The organism is Mesorhizobium sp. M1A.F.Ca.ET.072.01.1.1 (genome assembly GCF_004023325.1).
GTDB lineage: Bacteria > Pseudomonadota > Alphaproteobacteria > Rhizobiales > Rhizobiaceae > Mesorhizobium.
In genome coordinates, this window is the sequence record NZ_RZSF01000610.1 from 1 (window position 1) to 1,656 (window position 1,656).

2 protein-coding genes and 1 pseudogene are annotated in these 1,656 nt (G+C 63.5%); 1 reads left to right on the forward strand and 2 read right to left on the reverse strand.

Going from position 1 to position 1,656, the window contains the following annotated elements:
- Both EOA32_RS36880 and EOA32_RS36885 read right to left on the reverse strand, forming a co-directional pair.
- A pseudogene (locus EOA32_RS36880) lies at nt 1-568 on the reverse strand (hypothetical protein); the annotation flags it as partial.
- A 121-nt stretch (nt 569-689) separates the two neighbouring features.
- Nucleotides 690-938: a hypothetical protein gene (locus EOA32_RS36885; RefSeq protein WP_126092836.1), complete on the reverse strand. Its 249-nt coding sequence runs from the start codon at nt 936-938 to the stop codon at nt 690-692.
- A gap of 496 nt (nt 939-1,434) precedes the next feature.
- Here EOA32_RS36885 and EOA32_RS36890 point away from each other — a divergent pair.
- The coding region (locus EOA32_RS36890) for a DUF1403 family protein (RefSeq protein WP_128374285.1) at nt 1,435-1,656 on the forward strand (222 nt) is incomplete at its 3' end.

Below are 1,656 nucleotides of genomic sequence, written 5' to 3' on the forward strand. Positions count from 1 at the left end.
TCAGCGAGGAGAGCCGGCGCTCGATCGTCGAGACGGAGTTCGGCTTCTTGTCGCCGGTCGCCTTACCCGAGGCGCATGCCGTGACGTAGAGCCCGACCACCTGCGGATCGGGCGGAAACATCTCGACACCCTGGCGACGGCACCAGCTCGCAAACTGCTTCCAGTCCGAAGCGTAGGCGCGGCGGGTATTGGCCGAGCTCGCCGCCTCGACGTAGTCGCGGGCGCGATCGGCCAGCGCGCAGAGATGCGCCGGCAGGCGGGCATTGGCGACGACCGGAAGAGCGGAGGGGGCGTCGGCCGAGGGCTGCTCCGGCGCGCGGCCCATCTCCATGACGACGTCGATGATGTCGGGCAGGTCGTCGGTGCTCGAGCCGTTGGGCTCGGCCGAGGGCGCCGCCGCGGTTTGGTCGACAGCATCCTGATCGACAGGGGTCGCCGTTTCCTGTGGTTGAGCGGAGCTGCGCCGAGCACGATTTTCGGGGTTTTGATCGACGAGAGAGGCTGTTGCTCGCGCTTCGTCAACGGACGGCAAGTCATTGATCTGGCGCGAATCATCTTCGGAGTTCATTGGCGGATTCTAGCCGAATCACCGGATTTTTCGTGACAATCGAACGGACGAACCTTACAGCGAGGCCGCCGTGGTTCATGGGCCGGACAAGGACAGGATGCCGCCTGGCCGGCCTGCTGGATCATGCCTTACCCGCTGCGCGCTCGTCTTCGTATTCCAGCTCGCGCGCTGCTTTCGGAATCAAGGTCAGCCATACCGGACCGACGCGTTCTATGGCCTCCGCGAGCGTGTAGTTCATTTCGGCCAGCCAGTCGGGCCGGTTTAGCACCAGTGCAGCGGCTAGCTTCTCGCTTGTAGACAAGACTCCAAACCCGCCGTGTTTGGCGTCCCGTGATTTGGTGATGATGTGCTGCAATTCCTGGTCGCTCACAGACCCGTCCTCCTCTGGCCGCTCTTGAGTATAGTCTGTTTTGGACAACGGCCGCACCCTGCAAATCAAGGCCTACCCGCATCAAAATCCACGTGGGTTCGATCGGAACGGGCTTTCTTGCCCCTTAGAGTGTCATTTCGCTCTCTCCCGGAACCGACCTCGACGACGCGCAGCCGCACAAGGGATGCGCGAGATTTCGTCCGGAAGCCCGATTGTCGTGAATTTCGGCGTTCTGCTCGACGGGAGAGGCCATCCGCTGGCCGCTGTCCGGGAAGTGGCCGCAGACCCGGTCCGCTCAATGAACGCGAATTCTCGTCGATCTGGCGTCAAAACGCGGCCGTCCGGCGGTGAAACGCGAGCGACAGAGGCCATTTCCTATATAAAGACGAGAACGACGGATAATAAATTTTATCATTCGTTTGTTGTTGCCGACAAGCTGTGCGTTTGGGCGCGAAAATAATGGCGAAAAGCGCACGGGCGATTTACCCTCGAAGTCATGATTCGCCTCGATCCCGCGACCGCCAGCCCCATCGCGCCGCCGTCCGTTCCGGCCTGGGCGCTAGCAACCGCCGGCGCGTCGAGCGACAGTGACGCCGCCTTCCAGGCGGGCGCTGCCCTGGCTGCGCTCGACGCGCTTGCCCGCGCGCAAGCCAGCTGGACCGGCGCCTGGCGCCAGCGGCTGGCGCTGAAATGCGCCGCCGCCAGCATGCGGCTCGCC